The organism is Endoryza foliicola (assembly GCF_050589245.1).
GTDB classification, from domain to species: Bacteria; Bacteroidota; Bacteroidia; order Chitinophagales; family Chitinophagaceae; genus Endoryza; species Endoryza foliicola.
Genome location: NZ_JBOBEW010000002.1, coordinates 107,317 through 121,169 on the forward strand (window position 1 = coordinate 107,317; position 13,853 = coordinate 121,169).

Below are 13,853 nucleotides of genomic sequence, written 5' to 3' on the forward strand. Positions count from 1 at the left end.
CGATATTAGAATAGACTAAGCTGATTGGGAGTCCCCGCTTTTTTACGAGTGATTGTAAAGAGCGGGGACTCTTTATGTCGGGAAGCCACTACAATTTCTATACGTTTAGAATGCCCGTTGAAAACCTTGCTCACTTTGTCCATAGTATTGTTGTTTTGAGACAGGTGTCCCAAGATCAAGGTATGCAGATTTTTACCTTTGTGTTTTAAAAAGAGTTCAAGCGCTTGATCGTTCGAAAGGTGCCCTTGACGACCTCTAATTCTTCTTTTGAGATGATCCGGGTAACGACCTTCTTCCAGCATTGTGTCGCAATAATTGCTTTCTAATAAAACAGCATCGCAACGCTTAAACTGCTTTTTCACTTCGGCGCAAGCGTGACCGATATCGGTAAAAACGCCCATTGACGATTCTTCGTATGAAACCACAAAACTGATAGGTTCAGCCGCATCGTGATGCTTGGAAAAGCTATGGATTTCAAGTCCTCCAATTTGGGTTGAAACAGGTGCTTTGATGATTTGAACAAACTCCGGATCTAGCGGTTGGGAAAGCGCGGAATGGGTGCCTTCTGTGATAAAAACCGGTATTTTGAACTTACGGGTAAGGGCAGTGAGGCCGGTTACATGGTCGGAGTGCTCATGAGAAATGAACAAAGCCTTTACCCTTTCCATGGGGAGTCTTAATCGGCCCATTCTTCGCTCTATTTCCCTCAACGAAATACCTGCATCAATCAGCACTGCTTCGGTTTCATTACCCACATAGTAGCAGTTTCCATTACTTCCCGAGTTCAATGAGGCGAATTGCAAATTCATGGCTCAAAATTACAAAACTGTTCACAAACCGCTCATCCACATATCATCCCCATCCCTTTTTTGTTTTCCTTGCTTTCCTTACTTTCACTGCTCATTCACATTGATTATGAAAAGATTACTTCTTGCAATGGGTTTTACCGCATTATTTTTTAGCGGTTCGGCTCAACAACAATCTCCTGAACAATTTTTAGGCTATCCAATTGGAGCCAAGTATTCTGCTCACCACAAAGTAGTGAGCTATTTCAAATATGTTGCTGCTCAAAATCCTACTACAGTGAAATTGGAGCAATATGGTGAAACTAATGAAGGAAGACCTTTGCTTCTCACTTTTATTTCATCTGCAGAGAACATCGCCCAATTAGAGTCCATTCGCAAGAACAATCTAAAATTAGCCGGACAAAGTTCAGAAGCAGGAAATGAAAATGCGCCCGCCATTGTTTGGTTGAGCTACAATGTACATGGCAATGAAACTTCGAGTTCAGAAGCAGCCATGTTGACTCTTTGGGAATTGGTGAACCCAAATAATTCAAAGACCAAAGAATGGCTCAAAAATGTAGTAGTTGTAATAGACCCTTGTATTAATCCGGATGGGCGTGATCGTTATGTGAACTGGTTCAACAGTGTTGTTGGCAAAACAGCCAATCCACAGCCTTTTGTTCGCGAACACAGCGAACCTTGGCCCGGCGGACGCCCTAATCATTATTACTTCGACTTAAACCGCGATTGGGCTTGGCAAACACAGGTTGAGACCCGCCAACGCATTCAACGCTACAATCAATGGTATCCTCAAGTACATGTTGATTTTCATGAACAAGGATACAATAGCCCATATTACTTTGCACCTGCTGCTGAACCTTACCATGATGTAATTACTCCTTGGCAAAGGGAATTACAAGTGATGATTGGAAAGAATCACGCAAAGTATTTTGATGCCAACGGTTGGTTATTCTTTACCAAAGAACGCTTTGACTTGTTATATCCTAGTTATGGAGATACTTATCCAACTTATAAAGGAGCTATTGGTATGACTTTCGAGCAAGGAGGCCATAGCAGAGGTGGTGCTGCTGTGATCAATGCCGATGGAGATACACTCACCTTATACGATCGGTTGATTCATCACTACACAACCGGTTTGAGTACTATTGAAGTTGCTGCAAACAACAAAGCTCGTTTGCTCAAAGAATTCAAAACTTATTTTGAGAAAGCCAAAACAAGCCCCGGTGGCGAATTTAAGGCGGTGGTGTTGAAAGCAGATCAAGGCGATCGATTGGCCAGATTGAAGTCTTTATTTGATAGAAACGGCATTGAATGGTCTTATGTAAATGCTGCAACATATACAGGTACGAATTATTATAGCGGGAAACCGGAGTTATTCAAAGTGGAAGCAGGAGATGTGGTAGTGAATATGAATCAAGCAAACTCCAATATGGCAAGAGTATTATTGGAGCGCAGCACTCGTGTGACAGATTCCGCTACGTATGATATTACAGCTTGGGCCATGCCGTATGTATTTGGCGTGCAAGCTTACGGGGTGTCGAATTATATTTCTGCGATCAGTAAAACTGCACCAGCTGCACAAACCATTGCCGTAGATGCCAATGCAACTGCATTTGCCATCAAATGGAATGGTTTAAACAGCGCACAAGCATTATCTGCCTTACTTCAAAAAGGGGTTCGAGTTCGTTATGCCGAACAAGATTTTGCCATCGACGGCAACAGTTTCGAAAAAGGAACTTTGATTGTAACTAAAACAAGCAACCAAAAATTCGGAGCCGGCTTGGAAGCTTTAGTTAAAGAGGCCGCAGCTTCAGTAGGACAGAACTACTATTCCGTTCGTTCTGGGTTTGTTGACAAAGGATATGATCTCGGCTCCGATAAAGTTGTGACCATTCAAGTGCCCAAAGTAACCCTTCTAGCCGGCGATGGGGTTTCATCACTGCGAATGGGAGAAGTTTGGCATTTCATGGAGCAAACCTTGAAATATCCTGTAAACGTAGTTTGGGTAAACGATTTGAATAAAGGAATACTTGCTCAAACCAATGTTCTGATATTAGCTGATGGACGCTACCGCTTCTTGAGCGACAAAACCATGAACGATGCTTTGAAAGAGTGGGTAAGCAACGGCGGAAAAATAATTGCTCTAGAAGGAGCTGTTGATGCATTATCAAAAGCAGATTGGGGGATCAAAGCAAAAGAGGAATCATCTGGCGACAAGAAAAAAGATACAACCATCAATAAATATGAAAATAGAGAGCGTGATGCACTGGAAGGATTCAACCCGGGTTCAATTTACAAAGTAGAACTCGATAATTCTCATCCTTTAGGATTCGGGTTCCCTAATTTCTATTACACCTTAAAACAGGATGATGTATTGTATGAATACATGAAAGACGGAAACTGGAATGTAGGCGTCATTAAAAAAGATGCGCATGTTTCAGGATTTATTGGAGTGAAGGCGAAAGAAAAATTAAAAGAAGGGATGGTGTTTGGCGTACAGCAATATGGACGCGGTTCTGTGGTGTATTTAGCTGATGATGTATTGTTTAGAAATTTCTGGGAGAACGGTAAATTATTGTTCAGTAACGCCCTGTTTTTAGTAGGGCAGTAAAATCTGTTATAATAGCGTGAAAGCGGGGTGCAATACTCCGCTTTTTGCTATATTAAACCTAACTTGAATATTGTTTTAAAATACCGATTGCATGAAGAAACTTTTCCTATGCTGTAGCTTACTGATCTCACTTGGTCTTAGTGCCCAAACACCAAGCTCGGCAGATATCTATGTTTCTCTTCAAAAATTAAAAACCCTTGGTTCTGTTTTATACATTGCCGCGCATCCGGACGATGAGAATACGCGATTGCTTGCGTGGTTGGCTAAAGACCGTCTTTATAGAACCGGCTATCTTTCTCTTACTCGTGGCGATGGGGGGCAAAACCTCATTGGCGATGAGCAAGGCATTGATTTAGGATTGATACGCACGCAGGAATTGTTAGCCGCCAGAAGAATAGACGGCGCTGAACAATACTTTACAAGAGCGTTTGATTTTGGGTTTACCAAAACCACTGAAGAAGCCTTGAAAACCTGGGATAAAGAAAAAGTGTTGGGTGATGTAGTTTGGATCATTCGAAAGTTTCAACCCGATGTAATCATTACTCGATTTCCCGAAGATGCAAGGGCTGGTCACGGCCATCACTCGGGCTCTGCAGTACTAGCTCATGAGGCCTATTTTGCTGCAGCGGATCCTACAAAATATCCTGAGCAATTGAAGCTAGGAGTAAATGTTTGGCAAGCAAAAAGAATCATGTGGAATACCTTCAATTTTGGAGGAGCAAATACTACTTCTGAAGATCAATTGAAGTTGGATGTAGGGTCTTTCAATCCAATACTTGGTAAAAGTTATGGTGAAATAGCTGCTGAAAGCAGAAGCCAACACAAGAGTCAAGGCTTTGGCGTGCCGGCTCAGCGAGGAGTTTCAATGGAATATTTTACACCAGTTGCCGGTGAAGGAGCCAAGCAAGATATCATGGACGGGGTAGTTACTTCTTGGAGTAAGCTTGGGGCCGATAAAATTGAAAAATCAATCGATGCCATTCTTGCAGCCTATTCATTGGCACACCCTGAAAACTCGGTTCCGGCACTTGTAAGTTTGTATAAAGATATTCAGCAATTGCCAGCTTCGTATTGGAAGAATCAAAAGTTGAATGAAACAAAAAAGCTGATCGCGGCTTGCAGTGGGTTGTTTATGGAGGCTGCAACCAATAGTAATTACGCCGTACAAGGAGATTCGATTAAATTAATCGTTTCTTTAAATAATAGATTGGGTGTAGAAGCCAAATTGAATACATTGAAATTGGCTCCCATAGACTCAATCTTCAATAAGCCATTGAAGAAGAATGAAAATGTGACTATTCCGATCACGTTGACGATTTCTTCTACAGATCCCATCAGTCAACCTTACTGGATGGTGCAAAAAATGACCAAAGGTAGTTTTGTGATCGACAAGCAGGAACAAGTAGGGGCCCCTCAAAATGACGCATCTTATTACGTAAATGCTGCGATATCAATTGCAGGACTCGACTTGAACTACGCATTACCGGTACAGTACAAGTATACAGATCCGGTTAAAGGAGAATTGTATCAACCTTTAGTAGTAGTACCACCCGTAGGAATCAGTACCGATCCAAGTATTGTTATATTTAGAAAGAATCAAGGAATTCAGAAATCCAATATTACCGTAACTGTTAGTGCCTACAAGAATATGTCCGGCTTTCAAGCAAATGTGGCGGGGAGAATGAGCACCAATTCGTTGAATGCAACAGATAGCAGTTTCTCTCTGATAAAAGGCTTAAAAAAGGACTATACTTTGCCCATCAGCAATGAGTTTATGCAAAAAACAGATCAAGATTATGTGCAGGCATTTGTCAACTTAAACAACAAGAAAGAAGAAATTCCGGCCTTTTTGAATGTAACGAGTATAAAATACGACCATATCCCCAATATTCATTATTTCTATCAAGATGCAGTTAAAGTGCTCAATATCGACCTTAAAACGGTTGGGAAGAAAGTAGGATATATTGAAGGGGCCGGCGATAAAGTAGTGATCGCATTGCAACAAATGGGCTATGAAGTTACCATCTTAAAGGCAGCCGACATTACTCCTGCAAACTTGAAGCAATTCGATGCAATTATTACTGGCGTTCGAGCTTACAATGTGAATGAGTACATGTTTGAAAAATATGCTACGCTAATGAATTATGTGAAAGATGGAGGAAACTTGATTGTACAGTACAATACCAATAACTTCATCAGTACTACAAAATCGGCCATTGGTCCATATCCCTTTACCGTATCTAGAAACAGAGTTACCGATGAAACCGCTAAAGTTAAATTCGAATTACCCGATCATCCCGCTCTAAATTATCCCAATAAGATAACAGAAGCAGACTTTGAAGGTTGGGTACAGGAAAGAGGAATCTATTTTGCCGAACCATTTGATGGGCAATATCAAACCCCTTTATCAATGGCAGATCCCAATGAATCAACTCAGAAAGGTGGGCTTATTATTGCCGATTATGGGAAAGGGAAATTTGTTTACACTGGATTGGTTTTCTTCCGGGAACTTCCCGCCGGAGTTCCGGGAGCATATCGTTTGTTAGCGAATTTGATTGCATTGAATAAGAAAAAAGGATTTTAAGAATGAGTAAATCTAATATCAATCCAAGAATTGCTTTCGCCATTGCGATTATTGGTGGCTTGATTATAGGGAAATTGATCAAGCGAATGTCAGTAGGATTGGTGATTGGGATTTTCTTTAGTTTGATGTATGCCATGAGTGTGGCTTCAAAATCTCGATCAAATGACGAATGAACCTTCCACCTCGAATAAGAATCGCTGGAACCTCTGGTACATCGCTGTGCTTGGGTTTCTTTTTATTGAAATAGTTTTATTTTCATTGTTTACCCGCTTGTTCTCATGAATTTTACAACCCTCGATTGGCTGGTTCTTTTGTTCACCTTAGCACTGGTAGTAGCTTATGGTGTATACAAAAGTAAAATCTCAAGAAACCTAGAAGGATATTTTCTAGGCGACCGACAATTGCCATGGTGGGTGGTGTTACTAAGTATTATGGGAACCCAGGCCAGTGCCGTCACATTTTTGACAGCGCCGGGTCAAGCCTATACTGATGGAATGCGGTTTGTACAGTATTATTTTGGACTACCCATTGCCATGGTCATTATCTGTATCACATTAGTTCCTTTGTTTCATAAACTAAAGGTGATCACAGCTTATGAAATGCTAGAGCAACGGTTCGATTTAAAAACAAGAACCTTTACATCTTTCTTGTTTCTAATGTCGAGAGGGCTTTCTACCGGCATAAGTGTAATTGCTCCTTCAATTGTACTTCACAGTATGTTGGGTTGGAATTTCTACCTCACCAATATTGCCATGGGTGGCATTTTGATTATTTATACCACTACGGGTGGTGCAAAAGCAGTTGCGTATACTCAACAACTTCAGTTCATCGTAATTTATGCCGCCATGTTTGTTGCCGGCTATTATGCACTCACAATGTTGCCAGATGGTGTGGGGTTGAAAGAAGCTCTGGAAATAGGAGGGAAGTCGGGAAAACTAAACGTGATCACAACCGGCGTTACAGAAAAGGGGTTTGACTGGAACGATCGCTACAATATATGGAGTGGATTGTTAGGAGGATTGTTTTTGTCGCTGAGCTATTTTGGAACCGACCAAAGTCAAGTTGGACGATACCTTACTTCTAAGAACGAGGGGGAAAGCAAGATCAGTTTATTGATGAATGGATTGGTGAAAGTTCCTTTACAGTTTTTCATTTTGCTGATTGGTGTTTTTGTTTTTACATTTTATCAGTTTTATCAAGCGCCTTCCTACTTCAATTTGGCTCAACAAAAAACTACCCTTAACTCAAAATACAGCGAAGAATATGTGGAAGCTGATAGCGCCTATCGACTATTGCAATCACAGCGAAAAGTATTAGTCAATAATTTAACAGTAGCGATAAAAGGGAATGAGAGAGAAAAGATAGACATTGCTCAGGAGCAACTTCTGATCAACCAACAAGACTCAGAAACAGCTCGAAAAGCAGTTAAAGAAGTAGTAAAAAAGGCAAATCCGGGTACCGATGGGAACGACACCAATTATATTTTTCTACGATTTGTGGGCGATTATCTCCCTCAAGGTTTAGTAGGATTGATCATTGCAATCATATTCCTAGCTTCATGGGGAAGCATAGCAGCTGCATTGAATTCATTGGCCTCATGTACAATGGTCGATTTCCACAAGAAGTTTGCAAAGAAGCAATTAACTGAAGAGCAAGAATACAAATGGAGCAAACTCTATACTATTGGCTGGGGATTGTTTTGTATAATAGCCGCTCAGTTTGCTTACAATTTAGGCAATAGTTTAATTGAGGCGGTGAATGTGCTGGGCTCCTGGTTTTATGGCACTATTCTGGGGATTTTTGTTGTTGCATTTTATTTCAAATGGGTGAAAGGGAATGCCGTATTCTATGCCGCTCTGTTAGCTGAGGTATTGGTAATAGCCGTCTATTTCTTGAAAATTGTTTCTTTCTTGTGGTTGAATGTAATTGGTGTTGTGGGAGTGATGTTGTTCAGTGTGCTTTTGCAACCTTTCTTAAAATCAAAAAAGTCTGCTCAATAAAAAAAGGCTGTTGATCATCAACAGCCTTTTTATTCTAATTTGATATTATTTACCTGCCAACGATTTGATTAGATCTGCATTCAACTTTACGTAATCAGGATTTTTTTGCTCTTCTGCTTTTGCCATTGAAGCTTTTGCTGTGGTAATAGCATCGGCTTTCTTACCAAGTTTTGCAAGGCATTTTGCTTTTTGGTAGCTAATCCAATAGGCATTGGGGTCTTTATCAGCAGCAATCGTAAACCATTCCAAAGCTTTATTGAGATCTTTGTTGTTTTCCAAGTAATAGGCTGCAGCAGCAAAATAAGGAGGGTTGTCTGATTTCATCGCCTCATTAATTTGAGCCATAACTTTTGAATCTACTTCAGTAGCAATCGGTAATGCAACCACTGTTTTATCCCACATCAACCAAAGTTCACACGATGCAGCTTTGATATTGCCAACTTCAATTGTGAAGTTTTCAATGCTTTTAGGGAGGGCCATTGGTTTCACTTTTACACGTACCACATCCTCTTCTTGCTTGTACGCAGAAGGGCTGGTTACATTGGTTTGCTTGGTAATAATGAGTGTCCATTCAGTGGCACCCGGAATAGAAAGCAAACCGTATTTACCTGCTTTAACGGAAGTTCCACCAATAGTTACATCATCGCCGAAAGTAAGAGTGGTAGCACCGTTTGCACCGGTTCTCCATACTTTTCCAAATGGAACCAGATCACCAAAAATAACACGGCCTTTTTTAGCCGGACGAGAATAAGATAGTTCAATAGAAGAAAGACCAAAGTCTTGTTTCATTGAAACCGTGGGAGAAGGAGCGGGAGTTTTTACTCCTTGAGCGTTTACAGTTGTGCATACCAATGCACCTGCAAGCAATACAAATAAGAGTCGTTTCATAGCAAAAAAAGAGTTTGCGCAAAGGTAGCGGCCTTTTATGAAAACTCCGATTGCTTGTTGATAAATTACCTTAGAAGGGGATAATGGCCATAACTCTGGCCTTTTTACCTTTCAGAAGGTGCCAAGATGGCCCTTCCTTGATCAAACGGATGGCTTCTTCGTCGAATTGATCATTGAGCGATTGCTCAATCCGAAAACTGGACAAGCCACCATCTTTATTTACCACAAAAGATACTACCACCGATAACTTGCCCTCAGGGTTATCTGTAATAATTTTTCGATTGTTGATCACATATTCGTCAAAAGCGATCCACCCATCGGCGGGCTCCGCCTCCTGAATTAAGCCTTTGGGATAGTTTACCTTGTTTTTCGTAATAACAGTGGTCTTAAAGCCACCTACCACCAATGGTTGATTTGATGTTTTCTTTTTCGAAAGTTCAGAACCTACATTGCTGAAGTTTTTGGCTGAAGGAGCAGCGGCTCTGTTGTTCAAAACGATTCCATTTTGATCCGGCCTCAAGCTTGAAGTCAATCCTTGGTAGTTGGGATGTGTGATGCTAATAGGGGCATTGCTATCTGCCAAGTTATATCGGTAGCGACCGTTTATTTGGGGAAGTTTTTCATTGGTTCTCAAGTTTACCACAGTAACATCGTCTAGTATTTTCCCTTCCTCATTCTTTACAGTAAATTCCTTGTATTCCTCTTTTGCAGGCAATGATTTTGCAATTGGTGCTGCACCGGCTTCAGCGTTAGCAGGCGGAATACTCACTTGTGCATCACTGATAGGGGCTGCAAGCGGAGCTTTCGATGCCGATCCGCTCTTCGTCTCCCGCTCAGCTAAAGGAAATGTAGAATTTCCTTGTTGAATACTTGCGTTATTATTATCAGTTACTGCTGCCGTAGTGTCGATTATTGAGTTTGATAACTTTTGCGTATCAAGCAACGCAGGTGCATTTACCGTAGGTTGCTCATTTTTTGCAATAACTGATTTTTCCTCAGCACCTGAATTTAAAAAATAAACACCCACTGCCACTAGAACAACCGCAGCCGCTGCGAGAGCTTTCCAATTGAACGAGGAGGTCGACTTTGACTGGATTTTTGAACGTAGTTCAGCGAGTGTAGCAGCAGTTTTTTCAGTACTTGATTTTACCGCTTCAAAACCTTCCATCGCGTCTGCTAAGAAAGGATCGCTTAGTGCGGCTTTTTCCATTGCATGACGTTCTGCAGAACTCATGGCTCCACTCCAATATCGTTGGATATCGGATGCCGTATATTCTTTTTTATGGTGAAGTGAATCACTCATGGCTCTTGTTTATTGGTTGCTCAGCTCCGGCGTTTTTCTCCATGCAAATTTTCAAATTTCTTCTGCCATTCTGAATAAAACTTCGGATTTTATTCCATTCTATTCCGGTTTCTGCAGCAATATCATGATAACTTTTGTTTTCTAAATAGAACTTTGTTACGGTCAATTTTTGCTCTTCGGAGAGGGTTTCTAAACACCGCTCCATTTGGCTCAATTGCTTTTCTTTGGCTATTACCTCATCCAGATGCGAATCTTCTTCAAATTGCATACGTTCCCCATCGAATTCGGTGGTTTTCAGGTTGCGAGGTGTACGTAACTGCATGAGGCAGTGGTTTTTAGCAACCGTATGCAGCCAGCTTTTAAAATTAGAGATTTCATGTTTTTTTACTTTTTCACCCAGCCCCTCGAATACCTGCATTACGGCGTCTTTAGAAAGCTCCTCGTCTTTCAAATACTTCAAACAAACCCCGTACAATAGGTCCATATACCGCTCAAACAAGGAAGCTAGTGTATTCAAGTCGCCCGTTTTTTTGAACGATTGCACCAGTTCTTGATCGCTTTGTAGGTTGGTTGATATTTTTCTTAGAAATCCCAAAATGGCTGTTATACATACAAGATAGAAATTTTTTTGAATCGCTTTATGTAATTCTCAAAAACACATCATCCATTAAAAAAATGACGCTATGAAGTACAAAATGTTTTTGATTACCATGCTTGGTTTATTAGTAATGAACTTTGCGTGGGCAACCGAAGTAATTACAGGTTGTATAAAAGATGAGAAGGGTAAACCTATTCCAGGTGCTAGTATTACAGTTAAGAATACAAAGAGAGGAACAATGGCGGATGCCAATGGTTGCTTTTCTATTACAATTGACAATTCCAATCAAAAGTTGGTGGTCAATAGTGTTGGCTTTGAAATGCAAGAAATCAACATAAAGCCGGGTGTAACGAACTATTCGATTGTATTAATTCAAAGTACGGCAAAACTTAGTGAGGTTGTTGTTACTGCATTAGGCATTGAGAGAAAACGTGGAAATTTAGGGTATAGCTATGACTTAGCTGGCGCGGTTCCAGGTGTTCAGGTTACTAGTGGCAATTATCAGCACTATGAGCCTAAGTTAGATAGAGAAGGCTATGGCTATATCACTGAAAACCGATTCTTGAAAGTGACCGATAATCCACTTTCCACTTTTTCAATTGATGTAGATGCGGCCTCATATAGCAATATCCGCCGATGGATCAAGCAAAATCAATTGCCACCCGCTGGGGCCGTTCGTGTAGAAGAAATGATCAATTATTTCAAATACAATTACTCCAAACCCAACGGCGAACATCCTTTTAGTGTAAATACAGAAGTAGCCATTTGCCCTTGGAATACCGATCACCAATTGGTATTGGTAGGACTCCAAGGAAAGGAAATTCCGGTAGATAATTTGCCTGCATCAAACCTCGTCTTCCTTATTGATGTTTCTGGCTCAATGAGCGATGAAAATAAGCTTCCATTGGTTAAAGCGTCTCTAAAAATGCTTACCGAGCAATTACGCGAGCAAGACAAGGTTTCAATCGTGGTATATGCGGGTAACGCAGGTTTGGTTTTGACTCCAACTTCAGGGGCAAACAAAAGTAAAATTATCGAATCGCTTGATCGGTTAGAAGCCGGTGGATCCACTGCAGGTGGACAAGGAATTCAATTGGCTTATCGCGTGGCTCAGGAGCAATTCATTAAAGGAGGAAACAATCGCGTGATTTTGTGTACCGATGGTGATTTCAATGTGGGTGCCTCTAGTGATGATGAATTGGTTCGCATGATCGAACAAAAACGTGAATCAGGGGTGTACCTCACTGTGTTAGGTTATGGAACCGGAAACTATCAGGATAGCAAAATGCAACAATTGGCCGATAAAGGAAATGGCAACCATGCTTATATTGATCAATTGAGTGAAGCGAAAAAAGTATTAGTGAATGAATTTGGTGGAACGCTTTTCACCATTGCGAAGGATGTAAAATTGCAGGTGGAGTTTAATCCCGCCGTAGTTCAAGGTTATCGCCTAATTGGCTATGAAAACAGACTTTTAAATAAGGAAGATTTCAATAACGATAAAAAAGATGCAGGCGAAATGGGCAGCGGCCATTCTGTTACAGCCATCTATGAAGTAATTCCTCAGGGTGTAAGCACCAATTTACTAGACAGTGTGGATGCCTTAAAATATCAAAAGAAAGTAAAACAAGTTAGAACATCAGGAGAAGAAATGATGACGGTAAAAATCAGGTATAAAAATCCCGAATCTGATAAAAGCATCTTGTTTGATCAAGTAATTAAACAATCAGATAAAACCATTCTTCAAGTATCAGAGAATCTCCGTTGGGCGGCAGCAGTGGCTGAGTTCGGAATGTTGTTGAGAGGTTCTGAATTCGTTCAATCCGGCTCTTATGATCAAGTATTGGAATTGGCAAGAACCTCGAGCACTTTTGACAAAGAGGGCTATAAAAAGGAAATGATCAGTCTGGTGTACCTCGCTTCTTCTATGGCTTCGAATGATAAAAAGAGAGAAAGTAAATCACTCGCTTCACATTAATCAATCAACTAAAACTACTGTGTATGAAAGCAACCTATCAAGTAAGAATCGAAACGCCTTGCTCGGAAGACTGGAGTAAAATGACTCCGGTAGAGAAAGGCAGATATTGTGCCGCTTGCCAAAAAACGGTGGTGGACATGACTCAAATGTCGGATCGTGAAATTCAAGACTTCTTTATGCGAGCGGAAGGTGAGGTTTGTGCGCAATTGCACACCGAACAACAAAATCGAAATTTAATTGCCCATGAAGCTACCAAAAGCAAGGGGTGGCGCTATTTGTGGGGACTCTTGGTTGCCGGGTTGTTTTCATCACAGGAAGTTAAGGCGCAAGGAAAGGCAATCATCAAGCCTGCTATACAGCAGAATATTCCGGCAAAAGGAGTGCAAGTTGAAACCAACTTTTTTTGGGAATTCACCGTAAAGGATTCCAAAACTTTAGAAGCAATACCGAGGGCGAGTGTTCAAATAAGTAGTACGGGAAAGTACCAGTCAGCCGATGAAAATGGTATGGTAAGAATAGAGCTACAAACGAAAGATTCGATAGTGTTGAAGATATCAGCAATAGGATATCCCGAAATGGAGTACAATATATCGCCGTCTAACAATTCCCAAGTATTGTATTTAGAACGTAAGGCACAGGACTTGGCACCTGTTGTGGTTTTCGCAAATGACTTAAATAGGCTTAGTTGTAGGGTTGGTGGTTTGATGGTTTGTTATTCAACTTATCGGTACAACTTTATCAAAAAGCCGACCATCGATAGTCTTACTCAATTCTTCGCGAAAAAGCCATTAAAAGTATACCCCAATCCTGTTGCGCCGGGGTCAAGTTTTCAATTGGAGGTCAACATTGCTCAATTGGGAGAAGCCGTAATCGAAATCATCGACAATAAAGGCAGAATTGTTCAACGTAAACAGATTGTAGTAGAGAACAAGAACAGCATTCTGTCAGTGCCCACCAATAGTGTCTGGGGGCAGGGTGTTTATTGGATTCGAATTACACATCATGCAACAAAGAAAAACTATACTACGAAATTAGTGCTGCAATCGTAAAAGGGGAGAAGAGATCGATGCATTTGAATTGCTTTT

10 protein-coding genes are annotated in these 13,853 nt (G+C 40.9%); 6 read left to right on the forward strand and 4 right to left on the reverse strand.

Annotated elements, in window-relative coordinates:
• Positions 1-5: 5 nt before the first annotated feature.
• Complete coding sequence (locus tag ACQ2HE_RS04430; RefSeq protein ID WP_430897980.1) at positions 6-809, reverse strand: MBL fold metallo-hydrolase; 804 nt, start codon at positions 807-809, stop codon at positions 6-8.
• A 106-nt stretch (positions 810-915) separates the two neighbouring features.
• Here ACQ2HE_RS04430 and ACQ2HE_RS04435 point away from each other — a divergent pair, with 106 nt between their 5' ends.
• The 4 genes from ACQ2HE_RS04435 to ACQ2HE_RS04450 all read left to right on the forward strand — a co-directional run bounded on the left by ACQ2HE_RS04435 (position 916) and on the right by ACQ2HE_RS04450 (position 8,001).
• Positions 916-3,417: a M14 family metallopeptidase gene (locus tag ACQ2HE_RS04435; protein ID WP_430902422.1), complete on the forward strand. Its 2,502-nt coding sequence runs from the start codon at positions 916-918 to the stop codon at positions 3,415-3,417.
• A gap of 91 nt (positions 3,418-3,508) precedes the next feature.
• Positions 3,509-6,001: a PIG-L family deacetylase gene (locus ACQ2HE_RS04440; protein ID WP_430897976.1), complete on the forward strand. Its 2,493-nt coding sequence runs from the start codon at positions 3,509-3,511 to the stop codon at positions 5,999-6,001.
• Between the two features lie 2 nt (positions 6,002-6,003).
• Positions 6,004-6,174 (forward strand): hypothetical protein, encoded by a 171-nt coding sequence (locus ACQ2HE_RS04445; RefSeq protein WP_430897974.1) that lies wholly within the window; start codon positions 6,004-6,006, stop codon positions 6,172-6,174.
• A gap of 105 nt (positions 6,175-6,279) precedes the next feature.
• Positions 6,280-8,001 (forward strand): sodium:solute symporter family protein, encoded by a 1,722-nt coding sequence (locus ACQ2HE_RS04450; RefSeq protein WP_430897972.1) that lies wholly within the window; start codon positions 6,280-6,282, stop codon positions 7,999-8,001.
• Between the two features lie 45 nt (positions 8,002-8,046).
• On the opposite strand, the gene ACQ2HE_RS04455 is transcribed toward ACQ2HE_RS04450, so the two are convergent.
• The 3 genes from ACQ2HE_RS04455 to ACQ2HE_RS04465 all read right to left on the reverse strand — a co-directional run bounded on the left by ACQ2HE_RS04455 (position 8,047) and on the right by ACQ2HE_RS04465 (position 10,787).
• Positions 8,047-8,889: a DUF2911 domain-containing protein gene (locus tag ACQ2HE_RS04455; RefSeq protein ID WP_430897970.1), complete on the reverse strand. Its 843-nt coding sequence runs from the start codon at positions 8,887-8,889 to the stop codon at positions 8,047-8,049.
• 70 nt (positions 8,890-8,959) lie between these two features.
• A complete protein-coding gene (locus ACQ2HE_RS04460) occupies positions 8,960-10,192 on the reverse strand; it encodes an energy transducer TonB (protein ID WP_430897968.1) in 1,233 nt (410 codons plus the stop codon).
• Positions 10,185-10,787 (reverse strand): RNA polymerase sigma factor, encoded by a 603-nt coding sequence (locus tag ACQ2HE_RS04465; protein ID WP_430897966.1) that lies wholly within the window; start codon positions 10,785-10,787, stop codon positions 10,185-10,187. Before ACQ2HE_RS04465 ends, ACQ2HE_RS04460 begins: the two co-directional genes overlap by 8 nt.
• 88 nt (positions 10,788-10,875) lie before the next feature.
• Between ACQ2HE_RS04465 and ACQ2HE_RS04470 the strand changes: the two genes are divergently transcribed.
• Both ACQ2HE_RS04470 and ACQ2HE_RS04475 read left to right on the forward strand, forming a co-directional pair.
• Positions 10,876-12,768 carry a vWA domain-containing protein gene (locus ACQ2HE_RS04470; RefSeq protein ID WP_430897964.1) on the forward strand — a complete coding sequence of 631 codons (1,893 nt, stop codon included), beginning with the start codon at positions 10,876-10,878 and terminating at the stop codon, positions 12,766-12,768.
• 23 nt (positions 12,769-12,791) lie between these two features.
• On the forward strand, positions 12,792-13,817 hold the full coding sequence (locus tag ACQ2HE_RS04475) for a carboxypeptidase-like regulatory domain-containing protein (protein WP_430897962.1): 1,026 nt from the start codon (positions 12,792-12,794) through the stop codon (positions 13,815-13,817).
• The last annotated feature ends 36 nt before the right edge of the window (positions 13,818-13,853 follow it).

Coding starts and splice junctions, on each gene's coding strand:
- ACQ2HE_RS04460 (WP_430897968.1), bottom strand. CDS start 10,192: ATGAGTGATTCACTTCACCATAAAAAAGAATATACGGCATCCGATATC.
- ACQ2HE_RS04475 (WP_430897962.1), top strand. CDS start 12,792: ATGAAAGCAACCTATCAAGTAAGAATCGAAACGCCTTGCTCGGAAGAC.
- ACQ2HE_RS04430 (WP_430897980.1), bottom strand. CDS start 809: ATGAATTTGCAATTCGCCTCATTGAACTCGGGAAGTAATGGAAACTGC.
- ACQ2HE_RS04455 (WP_430897970.1), bottom strand. CDS start 8,889: ATGAAACGACTCTTATTTGTATTGCTTGCAGGTGCATTGGTATGCACA.
- ACQ2HE_RS04435 (WP_430902422.1), top strand. CDS start 916: ATGAAAAGATTACTTCTTGCAATGGGTTTTACCGCATTATTTTTTAGC.
- ACQ2HE_RS04470 (WP_430897964.1), top strand. CDS start 10,876: ATGAAGTACAAAATGTTTTTGATTACCATGCTTGGTTTATTAGTAATG.
- ACQ2HE_RS04450 (WP_430897972.1), top strand. CDS start 6,280: ATGAATTTTACAACCCTCGATTGGCTGGTTCTTTTGTTCACCTTAGCA.
- ACQ2HE_RS04445 (WP_430897974.1), top strand. CDS start 6,004: ATGAGTAAATCTAATATCAATCCAAGAATTGCTTTCGCCATTGCGATT.
- ACQ2HE_RS04440 (WP_430897976.1), top strand. CDS start 3,509: ATGAAGAAACTTTTCCTATGCTGTAGCTTACTGATCTCACTTGGTCTT.